This is a genomic window from Thermomonospora echinospora, assembly GCF_900108175.1.
Taxonomy (GTDB): domain Bacteria; phylum Actinomycetota; class Actinomycetes; order Streptosporangiales; family Streptosporangiaceae; genus Thermomonospora; species Thermomonospora echinospora.
On sequence record NZ_FNVO01000009.1, the window covers coordinates 182,229 to 200,920 of the forward strand.

The window sequence follows — 18,692 nt, forward strand, 5'->3', positions numbered from 1 at the left end:
GCGTAACCGGCCATAACCACCCCCGCGATCGGTTCGTTACGAAAAGATGCTCACGTGGGAAGAGCTGCCCGGCCCGGCGAGGCCACGCATCGCCGGATGATCACTTTCTGTGGTATCGGTATCACGCTGCTGGGAATCCTGGCCATCACGGTCGTCGTGCGCATACCGGCGGTCGCCGCGCGGCCGCCCGTACCTCAGGCCGCCGCAAGTCCCTCGCCGAGCCCGGTCCGCGAGCTCGGACCGGCCGACGGCCTGCCGCCCTCGCGGCCGGTCACCCTGGAGATTCCGCGGCTCCAGGTGCGTACCGCGTTGCTGACGCTCGGTAGGAACGCCGACGGCTCGCTGGAGGTGCCCTCGGCGGCCCACGTCCAGCGGGCGGGCTGGTACCGGTACGGCGCGGCGCCCGGCTCGCCCGGCCCGGCCGTCATCGCCGGGTACGTGGACTCTGCCGCCGGTCCGGCCGTCTTCCACCGGCTCGGCGAGCTGGTGCCCGGCGACCACGTCACCGTGCTGCGCCGGGACCGCCGCGTCGCCGTGTTCCGCATCGACCGGGTGGAGCTCGTCGAGCAGGGCGGCTTCCCCACCCGCAAGGTGTACGGGAAGGTGTCCTATCCGGGGATCCGGCTCGTCTCCATCGGGGGCTCCAGCGGCCGGTATCCGCAGCGGGTCATCGCTTATGGGCGGCTGGTCCAGTCCACGTGAACCTGGGGGCGCGGCGCTCCAGGAAGGCCGCCACGCCCTCGGTCGAGTCGACGCCCTTGCGTGACTCCCGTTCCCAGGCGTCGACCAGGTCCGGGGTCAGGGCGCCCGCCGCGGCCGCGTTCACGATCTCCTTGGCGCCCTGCTGGGTGAGCTGCGAACGGGCGGTCAGGACGCGGGTGAACTCCGCGACCCGCCCGTCCAGGTCGGCGGCGGGCAGCACCTCGTCCAGCAGCCCGATGCGCAGCGCGTGCGCCGCGTCCACCAGTTCGCCGGAGAACAGCAGGTACTTGGCGGCGGCCGGGCCGACCAGCCGGACCAGCCGGGCGGTGCTCGCCCCCGGATAGACGATGCCGAGCTTGGCCGGGGTGATGCCGAACCGGGCGTCCTCGGCGGCGAACCGCAGGTCGCAGGCGGCGGCGAGCTGGCAGCCGCCGCCCACGGCGAAGCCCCGGATGACGGCGAGGGTCGGCTTGGGGAACGCGACCAGCGCCTCCTCGGCGGCCACCGGCAGGTCCCCGGGGTTGATGTCGGCCAGCTCGCCGATGTCGGCGCCGGCGCAGAAGTGCCCGCCCGCCCCGGTCAGCACCACCGCCCGCACGGCCGGGTCCGTGGCCAGCCGCTCCAGCAGGGCGGGCAGCGCGCGCCACATGGCCGCCGACATGGCGTTGCGCTTGTCCGGCCGGTCGATCGTGACGGTGCCGACGCCCTCGGCGACCTCGCACCTCAGCAGCGCTTCAGCGGACAATTCGGGCCTCCTCCGTCGGTTGCGGCGTCATCGTACGGGGCGGCGACCCCGATGCTCTCAGGGGCCCGTCTCCGTCTCCGGGACGAGGCGCGGCGGCCCGCCGTACACCTGAGGGCGAGGCGCAAGACACCTCCCCCGAGGGAGGCGTCCGGCGACACCGAGGCGGATTCTGGTTCTGGGCGGCCCTGAAGGAACGGAGCTCGTGGTGTCGGACAGCGACCGCGCTCTCAGCATCCTGAGACTGGACCATCCCCTGGCCGCGGACTCGGCCGTGGCGGGGGCCAAGGCGGCCAACCTCGCGCGCGCGGCCCGGCGGGGGCTGCCCGTGCTGCCCGGATTCGTCATACCCGTGCAGGCCGTCGGCGACCTCGACACTGACCTGGCCCTCAAGCGGCGGCTGCGCGAGGCGTGGACCCGGCTCAGCGAGGACGGTTCCCGCGCGCTGGTGGTCCGTTCGTCCTCGACCGCCGAGGACGGCGCAGTCTCCTCGATGGCGGGCCGGTTCGTCTCGGTACTGGGCGTACGCGGCAGGCCGGCGTTCCGCGAGGCCGTCGGCGAGGTGGTCGGGTCGGCGCACGGCCCGGACACGATGGCGGTGCTCGTCCAGCCGCATCTGGAGGCGGCGTGCGGCGGGGTCATGTTCGGCGCCGATCCGGTGGACGGGCGCACCGACCGGGTCGTGGTCGCGGCGGTGCGCGGCGGCCCGCACACGCTGGTCGGCGGGGAGGCCGACGGCACCCGCTACGTGCTGACCAGGCGCGGCCGGGTGATCGAGGGTGCCGCAGGCGGCCCGCTGACCCGCCCGCGACTGCGCGAGCTGGCCCGGCTGGCCGCCCGCGCCGCGGCGGTGTTCGGCGGCCCGCAGGACGTCGAGTTCGCCTTCGACGGGGCCGGCGCGCTGTGGCTGCTGCAGAGCCGCCCCGTCACTGCGCTGGCCCCGCCGCCGCCGCGCCGCGCCCCGCTGCTGGGGCCCGGCCCGGTCGCCGAGACGCTGCCGGACGCGCTGGCCCCGCTGGAGGAGGACCTGTGGCTGGCGCCGCTCGACCACGGCATCTCCGAAGCCCTCGCCACGGTCGGCGCCGTGTCCCGCCGGGCGCTGCGGCGCGGCCCTACCGTCCGGTCGGTCGGCGGTCGCGCGGCGGCCGACCTGCGGCGGCTTGGCGCCGCCCCGGGTCGTCCCTCCCGGCTGCGGCTGCTCAACCCGGTCCCGGCGGTGCGGCGGCTGTCGGTGGCCTGGCAGGTCGGCCGGTTGCGGGCCGACCTGCCCGCGCTGGCCGCCGAGACCGTGGCCGGGGTGGACGCCGACCTGGCCGCCGTCCCGCCGCTGGCCGAGCTGGACGACGAGGACCTGACGGCGGCGCTGCGCTGGTCGCGTGCCACGCTGGCCGCCCTGCACGGGCTGGAGGCGCTCGCCGGTTCGCTGCTGGACGAGCCGGCTTCGGTCACCACGGCGCAGCTCGCCCTAGCGGCGCTGCACGAGGACCGCCGGCGGGGCTGGGACGATCCGCGCATCCTCACCGAGGATCCGGTCGTCCTGGCCCTCACCCCGCCCGCCATCGGGGCGCCCGGCCCGCTGCCGGACGTTCCCGCGCGGGCCGGACGGCCACGTGAGCCGCTTCCGCCGCGCGAGGCGTTGCGGCTGCGCATCCGCTGGGTGCAGGAGCTGTCCGCCCGGGTCGCCTGGGCCGCCGGCCGGCGGCTGCACGCCCGGGGCGCACTGGCCCGGCCCGAACTCGTCCGCGCCCTCCGTATGCCGGAGCTGGCGGCGGTGCTCCAGGGCGGTCCCCTCCCCGCCGATCTGGAGCGCCGCCCCGCTCCTCCCCGTACCGCCCCGCTGCCGGCGGTGTTCCGGTTGGCCGGCGACCGGATCGTGGCCGAGGCCGCGCCGTCCGGCGACGGTGCCCGCCCCGCCGGTGGCGGCCGCGGCACCGGCCCGGTGCACTCCGGCGACGGCGACCCGACACCGGGCTCCGTGCTGGTCGTCCGCACGCTCGCCCCGTCGCTGGCCGTCCACCTGCCCTCGGTGGCCGGGCTGGTCGCCGAGACCGGCAGCCCTCTGTCGCACCTGGCGATCCTGGCCCGCGAGCTGGGCGTACCGACCGTGGTGGGCCTGCGCGGCGCTCTGGACCGCTTCCCACCCGGCACCCACGTCCTGGTGGACGGCGACACCGGCCGGGTCGAGCCGTTGCCTTCTGCCACCGGCACCCGCCCCTCCGGCGAGGAGTCTGTGGCATGAAGCGGCTGGTGTACGCCGGGCTGGGCGCGATGGTGCTGTTCACCGGCGGGTATCTCGTCGTCTACACGGCGCGCTGGGAGTGGCAGCGTGCGCTCATGGCCGGCGAACTGCTGCTGGTGAGCCTGCTGGTGGTGGTCGCCGTGGCGGGGGCCGACCGTCTCAACCGGCTGGAACGCCGAATCGCCGAGCTGTCCAAGGCCGACGCCGCCCCACCGGAGCCGTTCTCGCTCCCCTACGGGACTCCGGGAGTGGAGACCCCGGCGTTCCGCTGGATGCGTCCCGAGCCCGACTCGTACCGGGTCTTCATCCCGGTCCTGCTCGGCGCGGGCATCGCGGTGTCCGGGCTGGCCGCCCTGGTGGAGCGGATCGCCTCCTCGTTCGGGGGGCGCGGCACGGCGCGCAGGCTCGCCTCACTGAGCGTGCCGTCCGGGGGCGTGCTGGCGGGCGGACCGGACCCGGCCCGGCCGGAGCGTTCCCCGGGCCGGTGGCTGCGCCCGCTCCTCTGGTCGGTGATCGTCGCCTTGGTCGCCGCCGTCGCGGTGGCCGAACTGGCCGACCACACCCAGGACCGTCCGGACGAGCCCGTGCACGCCGCCGCCAGCACGGTCGTCATCCAGGCGGACGCCAACGGCCAGGTGCCCGCCGACCTGATGGCCCGGCGTCTGTGGGAGTACTGCCGGGGCTCCACCCGGCCTTACCTGGACCAGGGCGGTCTCACGTCGATCGGCGGCGGCCGTTACGCCCTGGTCGTGCAGCCCGCTCTCGGGGAGTACGCCCTGCGCCGGCTGAAGGGCTGTCTCAGCGACGCGGTGGTCGACCACGGCAGCTTCCGCGTCATATCCGTCCATCCGGACCCCGGCTGAGCCTCTCCGGGATGCGCCCATGGTCGCTCCGGCCCATGGTGACGCACCGGCCGCCGACATCACCGCCGTACAGGGCGCCGAGATCTCCCGGCCAATGGAATACGGGAGGGGGGTATACCGTTGCAGTCAGGCGCACGACGACCGGCCCGCACCCTGGAGACGACATGGACCACGCTGAGCACACCCACGGCGGCAGCGGCTGGCGCACCGCCGCGCAGGCCACCCTGCACTGCCTCACCGGCTGCGCCATCGGCGAGGTGCTGGGCATGGTCATCGGCACCGCCCTGGGCCTGCACGGCGTCGCCACCGTGGCCCTGGCCGTCGCACTGGCCTTCTTCTTCGGGTACGCCCTGACCATGCGCGGCATGCTGCGCGCCGACCTGCCGTTCCGCCGCGCCCTGAAGGTCGCCCTGGCCGCCGACACGGTCTCCATCGCCGTGATGGAACTCGTCGACAACGGCGTCATGCTCGGCGTCCCCGGCGCCATGGAGGCCGGCCTGTCCAGCCTCCTGTTCTGGACCTCCCTGGCCTTCTCCCTGGCAGTGGCCTTCGCCGCCACCCTCCCGGTCAACCGCTGGATGATCGCCCGAGGCCTCGGCCACGCCGCCGCCCACCAGTACCACCACTGAACACCCGTCCGAGGACACCTCCGGAAAAACGGAACGGCCGGGGCCATGGAAATGGTCCCGGCCGTTTTTCGTTCCAGCATGACGGACGATCGGATGCCGTACCGTCATCCCCGGACGGGGAGAAGTGAGGCGAGTCCCATCGCCGCGAATATCACTCCCACCGCCGAGAGTGCGTAGACCACCGCACGGGAACCCTTTTTCTGCACTCTTGCCCGAATGGCGAGGATACCGGCCAAGATGAGCCCTGCTCCGCTCGCGATCGGCGGAGGTTGCAGGAGAAGCAGCGAGGCGACCACGGTCACGCTTCCCATGCCGAAGAAAATGATCGCCACCAGCAGGAGCCGAGTCCGATAATGCTCTATTATTTCCACCACCCTTGCCCGGCTTCGACGACGGCGCCCTGTCAGGCGATCGGAGCGGCTGACAAGAACGGCGCACCTCACACGATCCCACCGCAGGAGAGAGGCCGGATGACTTTTCGGGTCACCCCATCCGCCCTGGAGGAGTTCAGCAGGTCACTGCACGTCCTGGCCGGTGACGCGGAAAAGGCCGTGCAGTATGTCGGGACGCACGGCGAGCAGGTGGAGCAGAGCCGCGGATACGCACTGGGACTCCTCTACAGCCTGGGAGTCCTGCGGATCTGCGAGGCGGTCCAGCAGAACACCCGACGGCTGGAGAGCCTGACCACCGCATCGGCCACGGAGCTGACGCACTGCGCCGACGTCTACCGGCGCACCGACAAGAAGAACACCAAGCTCATGGAGCAGATCTCCCCAAAATAACAAAATACCGACAAGACCCCCCTCGGAGTAACACCGATGACCGATTCACCCGCCGCCAAGCTGATCGCCCCCCGGCCCGCGGAGCCGATGCCGAAAGCCGTCGACGTGACGCTCTCGCTCAGCGACTTCGTGAGCCCCTCGCACTGGGTCCTGTGGGCGTTAGGCAAGATCTGCGGAGTCAACCCCGCCGAGTGGGTGGGACAACACGTCGGCGGTGACTGGGAGCCGATAGCGACGGTCTCCTCCGCCCTGGAGCACGTCGGCGACTTCTACACGGCCTACGCCGGCGAGCTGAGACGGGGCTCCACGACCATGCTGAAGAGCTGGGAGGGGAACGCGGCCACCGCATGCGGGCAGTACTTCAGCGACTTCGCCGGCGTCCTCAAGGAGCAGGAGCCGGCGATCAGGACCGTGGCCAGGGAGTGCCGTTCGGTCGCGTTCGGCGCCTGGGCCACGAGCAAGGCCGTGGTGAGCGCCCTGGAGGCGCTCTGCGACCTGGCCGTCATGATCGCCATCGAGGCCGCCGCCTCGGCCGCCACCGGCTGGACCGTCGTGGGACCCTCGGCCGGCCTGGCCCTGATCATGTCCCAGATCGGCGCGGGCATCCTGCTGTGGCTGGACATCATCGGCAAGGTCGGCCTGGTCGTCTCATCGGTCCACCTCCTCATCGGCGTGATCAGCGGTCTGCTCGGCGCGATCCACGGCCTGGACGCGCAGCCGTTCCCCCAAGGCTCCTACGGCGACAAGGCGATGTGACGATGACCGAGTTCGACGATGACGGCCTGCCGATGATGGACGTGGCCCGAGGCGACGTCGCCGCCTCACGCCGGATCCGGCAGAACCTGGAGATCCTGCGGGACGGATCCACCGACCCGGAGTTCAAGGCCCTGCTCCAGGACGTCCTGGACGGCCGCAGGTCGCTGCGGGAGGTGGCGGGCGGTGCGCTGTTCGACGCGGAGATCACCCCGCACATGGAGAGGTTCGGCGAGAAGTGGCGGGAGGCGACGAGCGAGGGCCAGCAGGTGGTCCCCGCCGACACCCTCCGCAAGCTGCAGCGCCTCCAGGCCGAGATGGCACAGAAGATGGCGGAGATCGAAGAGAAGGTACGAGAACTACAACGCCTCCAAAAGGACCTCGAAGAGGCCGGGTAGCCCGGCGGCGGCCCGGCCGAGCACCGGCAGGGTGGAGAAGGCGGGGTTTCCTGGTGGATGCGGGCTTGCGTAGTGGATGGTTGGTGTGCTGTAGTCTTGTGGTAGCACCGGTGGATCCCGCTCGAGATGAGGCGGTGAGGGTGCTTTCCCTGAGTCCCGGGTCGATCTGAGTGCCCGGTGATCATGTTTTTCCCTGGGCCGCGTGCGTGTGGTGTGTTTGGTACCGCGTACGTGAGTCGTCCCCTACCTAAGGACCACGCATTGACAACCACCGCGCCACCGCGCAAAGCGGCGTCCGCGCAGGTCGTCGCGCCCGCACAGCGCGGCGCCGGCGACGCGCCGCTGACCATCCCCTTCTCCGGTGTGCTGGCCGTGCAGGACAAGCACGCCTTCGTGCGGACCACCGGCTACCTGACCGGGCCGCAGGACGTGTACGTATCGCTGGCGCAGGTCAGGGCGAACGGGCTGCGGCCCGGCGACATCGTGACCGGCACGGCGCGGGCGCCGCGGTCGGCGCGGGAGAAGTGGCCCGCGCTGGTGCACGTGGAGTCGGTGAACGGCGGGGCGCCCGGTGGTGAGCGTCCCGAGTTCGGCACGCTGACGCCGCTGTTCCCGCAGGAGCGGCTGCGCTTGGACACCGGGGCCGCGGCGACCCGCGTCATCGACCTGGTCGCGCCGGTCGGCAAGGGGCAGCGCGGGCTGATCGTGTCGCCGCCCAAGGTCGGCAAGACGATGGTGCTGCAGGCCCTCGCCAACGCGATCGCCGTCAACAACCCCGAGTGCCACCTGATGGTGGTGCTCGTCGACGAGCGTCCCGAAGAGGTCACCGACATGCAGCGGTCGGTGCGCGGCGAGGTCATCTACTCGACGTTCGACCGGCCCGCCGGTGAGCACACCGAGGTCGCGGAGCTGGCGGTGGAGCGGGCCAAGCGGCTGGTGGAGATGGGCCACGACGTGGTGATGCTGCTGGACTCCATCACCCGGCTGGGCCGCGCCTACAACCTGGCCGCGCCGTCCAGCGCCCGGATCCTGGCCGGCGGTGTGGCGGCCGGCGCGCTGTACCCGCCGAAGAAGTTCTTCGGCGCCGCCCGCAACATCGAGAACGGCGGGTCGCTGACGATCCTGGCCACCGCGCTGGTGGAGACCGGGTCGCGGATGGACGACGTGTTCTTCGAGGAGTTCAAGGGCACCGGCAACATGGAGATCAAGCTCGACCGGGGCCTGGCCGACAAGCGCGTCTTCCCGGCGGTGGACGTCATCGCCTCCAGCACCCGGCGCGAGGAACTGCTCATGTCGCCGCAGGAGCTGGCCCTGCACTGGCGGCTGATCAGGCTGCTGCACTCGCTGGACCCGCAGCAGGCCATCGAACTGCTGCTGGAGAAGGTGAAGGACACCTCCTCCAACGCCGAGATCCTGCTGCAGATCCAGCGGAGCGGCTGAGCGCCCGCCCTTTTAGGACCCGCTGGTCCGGAACGTGCGCAGGATCGCCTCGAAGGCACGCTGCCCGGGGGTCCAGCGATCCTCGGGGGTGATGAACAGGAACTCGTACCCCGCCATGCGGCTTCGCAGGTAGCGGAACCGGTGGGTGGTGAACTCCCACTCGGCGGCGTCCTTGGCCACGTCCGGTGTGGCTTCGAGGCGGATCCTGCGGTAGCCCGGGTAGGCGTTGGCGGCGATGGCGTCGCGTTCGGCCTGTTGCAGACCCGCCAGCGCGTCGCCCTGCACGGGGCTGATGCGCAGGTGGCGGTCGGTCAGGGGGTCGTTCCAGTGGACGCCGTCCCGCCTGCGTTCGCGCACCCAGCCGGAGGGGATCTCCACGCTGTACCCGTCGGCTTCGCGATAGGCGGCGGTGTGGGTTCCTCGGTCCTGTGCGGACAGGGCGGCCATTGTGCCGCCCGGCCGCAGGCGGGCCGTCCACGCGCCTATGACGATGACCGTCGCGGCGAGTATCGCCACACCGACCAACGCCGTTATGCGCGAACGCCGGAACATGCTCGTGCGGCCGTTCTCCCACCAGGTGGCGCGGCGGGAACGCCAGGTGTCGTCGGGGCGGTCGGCGGCCAGGTCCAGCAGTGCGGCGACTTCGGCGGCGCTCAACCTGGTGGACGGGTCCTGGCGTAAAAGACCTTCGATGAGGGCGCGCATCGGCGGGCCGGCGTTCCAGGGCGGGGCGTACTCCCCTATCAGCACCGCGACCATCGTCGCCAGCGCGTGAGAACGCCGGAAGGGGGAGCCGCCCTCGACGGCGGCGTACAGGGTGACGCCCAGCGACCACAGATCCGAGGCCGTCCCTCCGGGCATGCCGAGGATCTGCTCGGGCGACAGATAGGCGGGCGAGCCCTGGATGCCCGACACCATCGTGTCCACGACGGTGTGGCCGTTCAGCATGTGGACGGCCAGCCCGAAGTCGGTCAGGAGTATCCGCCCGTCCTCGGCGAGCATCACGTTGCTGGGCTTGACGTCGCGGTGGAGGATGCCCTTGGCGTGCGCGGTGTTGAGCACGGCGAGCACCGCGCGTCCTATCTCGGCGGCGCGCGCCGAGTCCAGCGGGCCGTCCCGGGCCAGCACCTCGCGGAGGGAACGGGCGCGCAGCAGTTCCATGACGATCCACGGCCGGCCGTCCTCGTTGAGGACGTCGTACACGGTGACGACCCCGGGATGCCGCAGTGCGGCGGTGGCGCGGGCCTCGGCGACGATACGGCGGCACATGGCGCACCGTTCCGAACTCGTCAGCCCTTCTGGAAGGACCGCCTCCTTGATCGCCACATCCCGGTCGAGCAGTTCGTCATAGGCGCGCCAGACGGTTCCCATGCCGCCCTTGCCGATCACGGAGAGCAGCCGGTAGCGCCCGGCGAGCGGTTTCTCCGCTTCGACCCTCATGTGGCGGTTTATTGCGCAATCGGCCCCAAGTCATCCTCCGCGACACACCATCGATCCTTGACCGCCGAGCGGGCGCTCAGGCGTCGGCGAGGACCGACCGGGCCCACTTGTAGTCGGACTTGCCGACGGCCGTGCGCTGCACTTCGGGAACGAGCCGGAGCCGGCGCGGAAGCTTGTAGCCGGCCAGCCGGTCGCGGCAGTGCTCGGTCAGCTCCTCCAGCGTGGGCCGCGCACCGGGACGGGGGGCGACCACCGCCGCGACGCACTGGCCGAACCGCTCGTCCGGCAGCCCGACCACGACGCAGTCGTACACGTCCGGGTGGTCCTTGAGCGCGACCTCGACCTCTTCGGGGTAGACCTTCTCGCCGCCGGTGTTGATGACCAGCGAGCCCCGGCCGAGCAGCACGATCGTGCCGTCCTCCTCCAGGGAAGCGAAGTCGCCGGGGACCGACCAGCGGGTGCCCTCGGCGTCGGTGAAGAACGTCGAGGCGGTCTTGTCGGGGTCGTTGTAGTAGCCGAGCGGGATGTGGCCGCTGCGCGCCAGCCGGCCGATCTCGCCGGGGCGGACGGGCCGCAGGTTCTCGTCCAGGACGGTGATGCCGGGCTTCATCATGAAGCGGGCGGTGCCCTCCTTGCCGCCGACGGACGGGCCGCAGGCGCCGGTCTCGGAAGCGCCGTAGTTGTCGAGGAACAGCACGTCCGGCAGGTGCGCCCTGATCTCGTCCTTGGCGGCCTCGGTGAGCGGCGCCCCGCCGGAGGCGACGGCCAGCAGCGAGGAGGTGTCGTAGCCGCCTTTGGCCAGCTCCGCGGCGATCGGGCGGGCCATCACGTCGCCGACCAGCATCAGCACGTTGGCCTGCTCGGCGGCGAGCAGGTTAAGCGCGGTGGCCGGGTCGAAGGCGTGCTCGGTGTAGAGGACGACCTTGGCGCCGCTGAACAGCCCCATGAACGCCACCCACTGGCCGGCGCCGTGCATGACGGGCGCGCAGTCGAGCACCGCCATGGGCGGCTGCTCGGCGTTGGCGGCCAGGGCCTCGGGGCTGGCGACGGGGTCGCCCAGGACGTTGCCGCCGCCGAGGGCACCGAAGAAGATGTCCTCGCAGCGCCACTCGACGCCCTTGGGATAGCCGGTGGTGCCGCCGGTGTACATGATGTAGCGGTCGTCGCTGGACCGCTCGGGAAAGTCGTCGGCGGGCGAGGCGTCCTTGAGCGCGTCCTCGTAGCGGACGGAGCCGGGGATCTCGTGCTCGCCGCCGTCCTCCAGCACCACCACGTGCCGCAGCTTCGGCAGACCGGCGCGGATCTCCTCGACCCGGGCCAGCAGCGACCGCTCGCCGACCAGCGCGACCGAGTCGGAGTCGGCCAGCACGTGGCGCAGTTCGGCGGCGACGTAGCGGTAGTTCACCGGGATCGGGACCGCGCGGATCTTGAAGATGCCGAGCATGGTCTCGATCCACTCGGCGCGGTTCCACGACAGGATCGCCACGTGCTCGCCCGGCTGCACCCCGGCGGCGGCCAGGTGGTGGCCGACCCGGCAGGCCCGCTCGTTCAGCTCGCGGTACGTGCGACGTTCGGCGCCCGCGACCAGGGCGGGCCGGTCGGGGCCAGCCTCGGCCAGGATCTCCAAGAGGTCGGCCAGGTTGTAGCTGCGCGCCATGTCACGTCCTCGCGGGTCGGGGTGCGATGTCCGAAATCTTCCCCACCGGACCGTAAGTGTTCAATTATCTGTCGACAGCGTCCACCATGACTTGGGTCACACCGCGGGGGGCAGGATTTTGTAACGCGCCCCACTCCTCCCGTCGTCCTTACGCGGCTCTTATCTGGGTACAGGCATGCTTGGCCGTAACGATTTAGCATCACACGCGGGGGTGCCGGTGAGCGCAGGTTCGATGGCGTGGACGCCGCCGACCTGGGAGGAGATTGTCCAGGAGCACTCCACGCGGGTGTTCCGGCTGGCCTATCGGCTGACCGGCAACCGGCACGATGCCGAGGATCTCACCCAGGACGTCTTCATCCGGGTCTTCCGCTCCCTGTCGTCCTACACCCCCGGGACGTTCGAGGGGTGGCTGCACCGCATCACCACCAACCTCTTCCTGGACCGGGCCCGGCGCAGGCAGCGCATCCGCTTCGACGCGCTCCCCGACGATGCCGAACGCCTCCAGGGAGGTGAGCCGAGCCCGGCCCAGCTCTACGACGACCAGCTGCTGGACGCCGACATCCAGCGCGCGCTGGACGACCTCGCCCCCGAGTACCGGGCCGCCGTGGTGCTGTGCGACATCGAGGGCCTGACCTACGAGGAGATCGCCGCGACCCTGGGCGTCAAGCTCGGCACCGTCCGCAGCCGCATCCACCGCGGCCGCGCCCAGCTCCGTGACGCCCTGGAGCACCGCCGCCCGCTCACCACCGACGAGCTGCCCGCCGTGCCGGTTTGATTTTTTCCTCAGTCGGGGACGGTTCACGTTCGGAAAACAGTAACGTTCATCACTAGTGACCGGTGGGTAACCGCGGCCTACGCTCAGGGCCGTGGACATCGTCTTCGAGCGTCGTGGTGACGGCCCCCCGCTGGTCCTGCTGCACGGAATCGGCCACCGCTGGCAGGCGTGGCGGCCGGTCATGGACCGGCTGGCGCGCGAGCGCGAGGTCATCGCCGTCGATCTGCCCGGCTTCGGCGCCTCCCCGCCGCTGCCCGACGGCACCCCCTACACGGTCGACACCGTGTTGTCGGTCATGGCCGAGCTGTTCGAGGAGTTCGGGCTGCGCCGTCCGCACATCGCGGGCAACTCCCTGGGCGGCCTGTTCTCCCTGGAGGCGGCCGACCGCGGGCTGGTCAGCTCCGCCACCGTGCTGTCCCCGGCCGGGTTCTTCACCGCACCGGAGTTGCGCTGGGCCAGCACCGTGCTGCGCGCCTCCCGGCTGGCGGCGCGCACGCCCGAGCCGCTGATCGACCTGCTCGCCCGTTCGCCCAAGCGGCGCCGGGCCCTGTTCGGGATGATCTACGGCCACCCGGACCGCCTGGAGGCGGCCGAACTGCTGGCCGACGCCCGTGCGCTGCGCGACTGCGCCGGCTTCGAGCCCACGCTGCGGGCCGGGCGCCGGGTCCGTTTCGCCGGCGCCTGCGCCGACGTCCCCGTCACCGTGGCCTGGGGCACCCGCGACCGCCTGCTGCTGCCCATCCAGGCGCTGCGCGCCCAGCAGCGGCTGCCGAACGCCCGCTTCGTCTGGCTGCCGGACTGCGGCCATGTGCCGATGGGCGACGACCCCGACCTGGTCGCCAAGGTCCTCCTGGAGGGCAGCTCCACCCCGTTGCTGGAGCCGGTCCGCCCGGACGGCCCGCGCGGCCTCTCCGCGGAGGCCGCGCTCGACGCCGGACAGGCCACCGCCTGATCCAGGGTTCCAGAACGATTCTCGTACGAACGGCCCGCCGGTACGCCGGCGGGCCGTTCGGCTTGACACTTGTTGAATATTAAACTAGATTTCACGGTTGTAGTTGAAGCTTCAAGCATTCCCACAGAGGAGCCCGTGATGAGCCTCGCCGCCGTCGCTCCCGGCCTGACCGCCGGCACCTGGAACATCGACCCGTCGCACTCGGAGGTGACCTTCACCATCCGGCACCTGATGAGCAAGGTGCGCGGCACGTTCACCGAATTCTCCGGAACGGTCGTGATCGCCGACCAGCTCTCCGCGTCCTCGGCCAACGTCGAGATCAAGATGGCCTCGGTGGATACCCGCAACGCCGACCGCGACAACCACATCCGGTCCGCGGAGATCCTCGACATCGCCGCCCACCCGACGATGACCTTCCGGTCCACCGGGCTGCGTGTCGAGGGCGGTGACCACTACCTGGACGGCGAGCTGACCATCAAGGGCGTCACCCGTCCGGTCACCCTCGAGGTCGAGTACAACGGCGTGGGCGAGGACCCGTGGGGCGGCTTCCGCGCCGGCTTCTCCGCCAAGACCGCGATCAACCGCAAGGACTGGGGCGTGGAGTTCAACGTCCCGCTGCAGGGCGAGAAGGTCCTGCTCAGCGACAAGGTCGACATCCAGCTCGAAGTCCAGGCCGTCCGTTCCTGAACCCCGCACCGGAAACCTCCGGCACCAGGGCCGTCCACCACTCGGTGGACGGCCCTTCCCGTTCCCCGGGTGCCGCGCTCACAGGATGTCGGGGGCGAGAGGGAGGCGGAGGGCGAAGCGGGCCTACGACACGCGGCTGTCCTCACACCCCAGCCACCACCAGCCCCTCACAAGATGTCGGGGGCGAGAGGGAGGCGGAGGGCGAAGCGGGCTCCGTAGGGGCTGTCCTCGACGTGCAGGGAGCCGCCGTGGGCGTTGGCGATGTCGCGGGCGATGGCCAGGCCCAGGCCGGTGCCGCCGGAGGCTCTGCTGCGGGCGGTGTCCAGGCGGGTGAAGCGTTCGAAGACCCGTTCGCGGTCGGGTTCGGGGATGCCCACGCCGTCGTCGGTGATGGTGAGCAGGAGGTGGCCGTCCACTCTGCCCGCCGCGATCTCGATGACCGACTCGGCGTACCGTTCGGCGTTGTCGAGCAGGTTGTGCAGCAGCCGGACCAGTTGCATGCGCACCCCGCGGACCGTCAGCCGGTCCTGCAGCAGGGTGCGGATGGCGACCGGCGGCGTACGGCGGCCCACCTCGGTGCGGACCAGGTCGGTGAAGTCGATCCGTTCCTGGGCGGCCGCGCCTCCGGTGCCGATCCGGGCCAGCAGCAGCAGGTCGGTGATGATCGACTCCAGCCGGACGGTGTCGCGCAGCGCGGCGTGGACGACCGCCTGCAGGTCGGTGTCGTCCGGGTGCATCGAGGCGTCCTCCAGGTTGGCGCGCAGCCCGGCGATCGGGGTGCGCAGCTCGTGGGAGGCGTCGGAGGCGAACTGGCGCTGCCGGGAGACCGAGTACTCCAGCCGGTCCAGGGTGTCGTTGGCGGTCCGGGCGAGTTCGGCGATCTCGTCCTCGCCGGCCGGCTGTGGCACTCGGCGGCTCAGGTCGCTGGCGGTGATCTCCGACAGCTGGGCGCGGATCGCCTCCACCGGACGCAGTGTCCGCCCCACGATGTGCCAGGTCGTCCAGGCCACCGGCGCCGACATCAGCAGCACGCCGGCGGCCAGCAGCAGCTCCAGCAGCCCGGAGGTGAGCAGCACCGGCATCGGCTGGGCGGCGTAGATCACCACCGAGTCCGGCGCGGTGGTGGCCCTGATCGCCTCGACCAGCATGCAACGGTCATAGCCGGGCATGTCGCACTCGACATAGTCGTGAATGCGCTGCGCGACGGTGGGGCGCAGGTCGCTGACCGGGGGACGGCCCCGGTCGGCCCGGGTGGTGGCCCGCACCCTGCCGTCCGGGCCGACCACTTGGAGGATGATGCCCTTGGCGTCGTCGGGGATCGGGGGGCGCAGCGTGCCGTCCCGTACGGCACCGCTCACCCGCCGTCCGGCGAGCTGGGTCTCGTGCAGCAGCCGGGCCGTGGTGTTGGCGCGGATGATGAGGTCGGCCGCGACCGCCAGCGCACCGAGCACCAGGACCGAGATCACGGCGGCGACCAGCGTGTCCCGGGCACGGATCGACCGGGGTCGCAGTCGCATCGCAGTCCCTTCACCGCGGGATGGGCCGCAACCCGTCATACCATCCCCGGTCGTCGCACAGGCTTCTTTGACACCGAATAACGGGATGCTCACCTGGAGTGACGGTGATGTCCGCCCGGCACACGGCACCCGGGCGGACATGTCCGCAGCGCTCCGGGGTGACGGCGATCACGCCGGTTGGGGTAGGTGGTCGAGGGTTTGGCGACCCTCGGTAACGGAGAAGCGTTTTGTAGTTGTTCGTCCGATTCGAAAGGCTCTCGTATGGGCAAGGACGTGCCACGATTCGCCATCAGCGGAGAGGACCGGCGCCGGTACCGCGACAAGGTGCGCCGCAACCTGGACGTGCTGGCCCGCATGCTGCGGGAGTCGCAGTTCGAGTTCGACCGGCCGCACATCGGCCTGGAGATCGAGCTCAACCTGGTGGACGGCCGTGGCGAGCCGCTGATGCGCAACGCCGACGTGCTCAAGGCCATCGCCGACCCCCGGTGGGCCACCGAGCTCGGACAGTTCAACATCGAGATGAACATTCCGCCGCGCGAGCTGGGCGGAGGCGGCACCGGCGAGCTGGAGCGGGAGATCCTGGGCTATCTGGACCACGCCATCGCGCGGGCCACCGAGCTCGGCGGCGGGCTGATCATGGTGGGCATCCTGCCCACGTTGCGCGAGTCCGACATCGGCGAGGAGGCGCTGTCGGCCAACGACCGCTACAAGCTGCTCAACGAGCAGATCTTCGCCGCGCGCGGGGAGGAGATGCACATCCGCATCGACGGGGCGGAACGGTTGGCGATCGACATCGACAACATCGCCCCGGAGTCGGCCTGCACCAGCGCGCAGTTCCATCTACAGGTCAGCCCGGACGGCTTCGCCCCGTACTGGAACGCCGCCCAGGCCATCTCCGGCGTCCAGGTGGCGCTGGCGGCCAACTCGCCGTTCCTGTTCGGCCGGCAGTTGTGGCATGAGACCCGGATCACGTTGTTCGAGCAGGCCACCGACACCCGGCCGGTGGAGCTGCAGTCCCAGGGGGTGCGGCCCCGGGTGTGGTTCGGCGAACGCTGGATCACCTCGGTCTTCGACCTGTTCGAGGAGAACACCCGTTACTTCCCGGCACTGCTGCCGCTGTGCGAGGAGGAGGACCCGATCGCCACGCTGGAGCGGGGCGACATCCCGCAGCTCGGCGAGCTGTCCCTGCACAACGGGACGATCTACCGCTGGAACCGGCCGATCTACGCGGTCGTGGACGGCAGGCCGCACCTGCGGGTGGAGAACCGGGTGCTGCCCGCCGGGCCCACCGTCGCCGACATCGTGGCCAACGGCGCCTTCTACTACGGGCTGGTCCGGATGCTGGCCGAGGAGGAGCGGCCGATCTGGACCCGGATGTCGTTCCGCACCGCCGAGGACAACCTGCACCGCGCCGCGCGGGACGGCATCGGGGCGTCGGTGCACTGGCCGGGCTACGGGGAGCTGCCCGTCGCGGAGCTGACGCTGCGCAAGCTGCTGCCCTTGGCCTACGAGGGGCTGGACAAGTGGGGCGTGGACCCGGCCCGGCGGGACCGCCTGCTCGGCATCATCGAGCAGCGCTGCCTGACGGGGCGCACCGGGGCCTCCTGGCAGATCGAGACCGTCCGCGCCATGGAGGAGTCGGGCAGGGACCGGCAGGAGGCGCTGCGCCTGATGACCCGCCGCTACATCGAGCTGATGCGCACCAACGAGCCGGTGCACACCTGGCCGATCGGCGCCTGACGGCCGCCCGTGCCCGGTCCCTCCGGAACCATCCCCTCCGGGACCGGGCACGGGTCGGCGGCGGTCAGCGGCGCAGGGTGACGACCTCGCCGGAGGCGGTCCGCCGGGCGGGCGGCATGATGCGCTCCCGGTCGGTCATGTGCCGGGCGCGCAGCACGATCTCCAGGTCGAAGCGCAGGTCCGGGTCCAGCAGCTGGTCGCCGAACAGGTCCTCCAGCTGGCGCAGCCGGTAGCGCACGGTCTGCGGGTGGACGTGCAGCCGCATCGCGACCTCGTTGGCGTTGCGTCCCGACTGCAGCCAGGCCAGCAGCGTCTCGGCCAGCCGGTCCTGCTGGCTGGAGCGCAGATGCGACAGCGGGGCCAGCCGCAGCCGGGACAGCGCCGCCAGCAGTTCCTCGTCCTGGAAGAGAATCAGCGTGGACATGTGCTCCACGCTGCGGATCACGCCGTCGGGCTCGTCGATGACGCCGCGTTCGGCCAGGGCCAGCGTCCGGCGCGCCCACTCCATCGAGCGGCCCGCCTCGGCCACCGGCACGGTGGGGCCGACCACCGCTATGCAGCCGGCCAGTGCCCGGTCGATCAGCTTGGCCCGGCCGGGCCCGTCCGGGTCCGGGATGATCAGGCTGGGCGCCGGGCGGTTCAGGTCGGCCAGCACGTCGGGCGGGAACGCCGGCTGCCGGGCGTCGGCGTGGTGCCGGCCCAGAGCCACGGCGGCGACGGTGCGCGGCACCGGCCAGTGCGCGGCGGCGGCCTGGTCGGCGATCGACTCGGGCGAGGCCGGCGGCTCGGCCAGCAGCATGTCCAGCAGCCGGCGGCGGCGGCGCTGCATCTCGCCGGCCACGGCGGCCCGGGCCTGGGCGTGGCCCGCCGCGGCGGCCGCGGCCAGTTCGTCCTGGTAGGCCAGCAGTGCCGCACCGATCGCGCCCAGGGCGGCGGGGGGCACGTTCAGGCGGACGGCGTCGGCGGCGATCCGGCGCCAGGCGACCATGCCGCCCACCCGCAGCGCGGCCTGCATGGCGTCCAGGCTGCGGCCCTCGCCGGCCTCGCCGCGGCCGATGGCGTGGAAGAAGGCGGTGACGGACTCCGGTTCGCCGTCCGGGTCGGCGACCCGTTCCACGAAGTAGTGCAGCACCCGTTCGACGGCCGTCCGCAGGGCGCTGGAGTAGGGGGCGTCGGGAGGACGGTCGTACTCGCGCACCCGTGCCTGGATCTCGGCGATCATGTCGTCGGCCACCGCGTCCAGATGCGGCCGCATGCGGTCGGCCAGTTCCCGGGGCACCTGCGTCCAGGGTCGGTCGGAGCCGGTCGAGCCGTCGCCTGCCACCCTCAGCCTCCTCGGCTTTTTACTCTCCGTATAATTCCCGTGACCGTTTAGG

17 protein-coding genes and 1 pseudogene are annotated in these 18,692 nt (G+C 71.7%); 12 read left to right on the forward strand and 6 right to left on the reverse strand.

The window, feature by feature from the left end; translation table 11 throughout:
• The first annotated feature begins 96 nt into the window (after positions 1 to 96).
• Entirely contained in the window at positions 97 to 702 is a 606-nt protein-coding gene (locus C4U03_RS21410) for a sortase domain-containing protein (protein ID WP_103939611.1), read from the forward strand.
• Here the strand turns inward: C4U03_RS21410 and C4U03_RS21415 are convergent.
• Positions 668 to 1,447 (reverse strand): enoyl-CoA hydratase/isomerase family protein, encoded by a 780-nt coding sequence (locus C4U03_RS21415; RefSeq protein WP_103939612.1) that lies wholly within the window; start codon positions 1,445 to 1,447, stop codon positions 668 to 670. The genes C4U03_RS21410 and C4U03_RS21415 overlap by 35 nt on opposite strands.
• 205 nt (positions 1,448 to 1,652) lie before the next feature.
• On the opposite strand from C4U03_RS21415, the gene C4U03_RS21420 reads away from it, so the two are divergent.
• From C4U03_RS21420 to C4U03_RS21430, 3 genes are all read left to right on the forward strand, one after another.
• Positions 1,653 to 3,683, forward strand: a complete 2,031-nt coding sequence (locus C4U03_RS21420; protein ID WP_103939727.1) for a PEP/pyruvate-binding domain-containing protein — start codon at positions 1,653 to 1,655, stop codon at positions 3,681 to 3,683.
• A complete protein-coding gene (locus C4U03_RS21425) occupies positions 3,680 to 4,546 on the forward strand; it encodes a hypothetical protein (RefSeq protein ID WP_103939613.1) in 867 nt (288 codons plus the stop codon). The genes C4U03_RS21420 and C4U03_RS21425 overlap by 4 nt, the downstream gene beginning before the upstream one ends.
• Before the next feature lie 164 nt (positions 4,547 to 4,710).
• Positions 4,711 to 5,175 carry a DUF4396 domain-containing protein gene (locus tag C4U03_RS21430; RefSeq protein ID WP_103939728.1) on the forward strand — a complete coding sequence of 155 codons (465 nt, stop codon included), beginning with the start codon at positions 4,711 to 4,713 and terminating at the stop codon, positions 5,173 to 5,175.
• A 104-nt stretch (positions 5,176 to 5,279) separates the two neighbouring features.
• On the opposite strand, the gene C4U03_RS21435 is transcribed toward C4U03_RS21430, so the two are convergent.
• A complete protein-coding gene (locus C4U03_RS21435; protein WP_146087457.1) occupies positions 5,280 to 5,507 on the reverse strand; it encodes a hypothetical protein in 228 nt (75 codons plus the stop codon).
• A 138-nt stretch (positions 5,508 to 5,645) separates the two neighbouring features.
• Here C4U03_RS21435 and C4U03_RS21440 point away from each other — a divergent pair, with 138 nt between their 5' ends.
• The 4 genes and pseudogenes from C4U03_RS21440 to rho form a co-directional block, all read left to right on the forward strand.
• Positions 5,646 to 5,957, forward strand: a complete 312-nt coding sequence (locus C4U03_RS21440) for a hypothetical protein (RefSeq protein ID WP_103939615.1) — start codon at positions 5,646 to 5,648, stop codon at positions 5,955 to 5,957.
• A 36-nt stretch (positions 5,958 to 5,993) separates the two neighbouring features.
• Entirely contained in the window at positions 5,994 to 6,713 is a 720-nt protein-coding gene (locus C4U03_RS21445) for a hypothetical protein (protein ID WP_103939616.1), read from the forward strand.
• A gap of 2 nt (positions 6,714 to 6,715) precedes the next feature.
• Positions 6,716 to 7,108: a hypothetical protein gene (locus tag C4U03_RS21450; RefSeq protein WP_103939617.1), complete on the forward strand. Its 393-nt coding sequence runs from the start codon at positions 6,716 to 6,718 to the stop codon at positions 7,106 to 7,108.
• 348 nt (positions 7,109 to 7,456) lie between these two features.
• Positions 7,457 to 8,548, forward strand: a pseudogene (rho, locus tag C4U03_RS21455) (transcription termination factor Rho); the annotation flags it as partial.
• 12 nt (positions 8,549 to 8,560) lie between these two features.
• Here the strand turns inward: rho and C4U03_RS21460 are convergent.
• Together C4U03_RS21460 and C4U03_RS21465 are read right to left on the reverse strand one after the other, a co-directional pair.
• Positions 8,561 to 9,988 (reverse strand): serine/threonine-protein kinase, encoded by a 1,428-nt coding sequence (locus tag C4U03_RS21460; protein ID WP_103939619.1) that lies wholly within the window; start codon positions 9,986 to 9,988, stop codon positions 8,561 to 8,563.
• Positions 9,989 to 10,064: 76 nt separating this feature from the next.
• On the reverse strand, positions 10,065 to 11,645 hold the full coding sequence (locus C4U03_RS21465) for an acyl-CoA synthetase (protein ID WP_103939620.1): 1,581 nt from the start codon (positions 11,643 to 11,645) through the stop codon (positions 10,065 to 10,067).
• Between the two features lie 175 nt (positions 11,646 to 11,820).
• Between C4U03_RS21465 and sigE the strand changes: the two genes are divergently transcribed.
• The 3 genes from sigE (at position 11,821) to C4U03_RS21480 (ending at position 14,059) form a co-directional block, all read left to right on the forward strand.
• Positions 11,821 to 12,420, forward strand: coding sequence for an RNA polymerase sigma factor SigE (sigE, locus tag C4U03_RS21470; protein ID WP_103939621.1), 600 nt, complete (start codon positions 11,821 to 11,823; stop codon positions 12,418 to 12,420).
• Between the two features lie 91 nt (positions 12,421 to 12,511).
• Positions 12,512 to 13,372, forward strand: a complete 861-nt coding sequence (locus C4U03_RS21475) for an alpha/beta fold hydrolase (RefSeq protein WP_103939622.1) — start codon at positions 12,512 to 12,514, stop codon at positions 13,370 to 13,372.
• A 138-nt stretch (positions 13,373 to 13,510) separates the two neighbouring features.
• A complete protein-coding gene (locus tag C4U03_RS21480) occupies positions 13,511 to 14,059 on the forward strand; it encodes a YceI family protein (protein ID WP_103939623.1) in 549 nt (182 codons plus the stop codon).
• 167 nt (positions 14,060 to 14,226) lie between these two features.
• On the opposite strand, the gene C4U03_RS21485 is transcribed toward C4U03_RS21480, so the two are convergent.
• A complete protein-coding gene (locus C4U03_RS21485; protein WP_103939624.1) occupies positions 14,227 to 15,576 on the reverse strand; it encodes a sensor histidine kinase in 1,350 nt (449 codons plus the stop codon).
• Between the two features lie 261 nt (positions 15,577 to 15,837).
• Between C4U03_RS21485 and C4U03_RS21490 the strand changes: the two genes are divergently transcribed.
• On the forward strand, positions 15,838 to 17,316 hold the full coding sequence (locus C4U03_RS21490) for a glutamate-cysteine ligase family protein (RefSeq protein ID WP_103939625.1): 1,479 nt from the start codon (positions 15,838 to 15,840) through the stop codon (positions 17,314 to 17,316).
• A 64-nt stretch (positions 17,317 to 17,380) separates the two neighbouring features.
• Here the strand turns inward: C4U03_RS21490 and C4U03_RS21495 are convergent, their stop codons facing one another.
• The gene (locus tag C4U03_RS21495; protein ID WP_200827378.1) at positions 17,381 to 18,640 is read right to left on the reverse strand and encodes a PucR family transcriptional regulator; all 1,260 of its coding nucleotides are present in this window, start codon (positions 18,638 to 18,640) and stop codon (positions 17,381 to 17,383) included.
• Positions 18,641 to 18,692: the final 52 nt, after the last annotated feature.